Raw genomic sequence first — 524 nt, 5'->3', positions numbered from 1 at the left:
GGCAAGCTGGTGAACCTGTCCGACAAGCTGGTGCATGAGCCGCTGCGCGGTCTCGCGGGCATCGGCCACACCCGCTGGGCCACCCATGGCGCGCCGACCGAGGCCAACGCGCATCCCCATGCCGGGGCCCGCGTGGCCGTGGTCCATAACGGCATCATCGAGAACTACCGGGCGCTGCGCGCCGAATTGTCCGAGGCGGGCATCGGCACCGCGACCGACACCGACACCGAGACCGTGGCGCTGATCTGCCAGCTGCATCTCGACCGCGGGCTGGCGCCGCGCGCGGCGGCGGCGGCCACCATCGCCAAGCTCGAGGGCGCCTATGCGCTGTGCTTCCTGTTCGAGGGCGAGCCCGACCTCTTAATCGCCGCGCGCAAGGGCAGCCCGCTGGCCATCGGCCATGGCGAGGGCGAGATGTTCGTGGGCTCGGACGCGATCGCGCTCGGCAACCTGACCGACCGGATCACCTATCTCGAGGAAGGCGACCGGGCCGAGGTGACCCGCGCGGGCGCGGTGATCTTCGA

General features: G+C 71.2%; 1 pseudogene. It reads left to right on the top strand.

The features are described from left to right. Positions 1 to 524, top strand: a pseudogene (locus tag O4G76_RS19945) (glutamine--fructose-6-phosphate aminotransferase); the annotation flags it as partial.

Source organism: Limimaricola sp. G21655-S1 (genome assembly GCF_027213785.1).
Lineage (GTDB): Bacteria > Pseudomonadota > Alphaproteobacteria > Rhodobacterales > Rhodobacteraceae > Limimaricola.
This window is presented reverse-complemented; position numbering and strand designations above follow the sequence as displayed.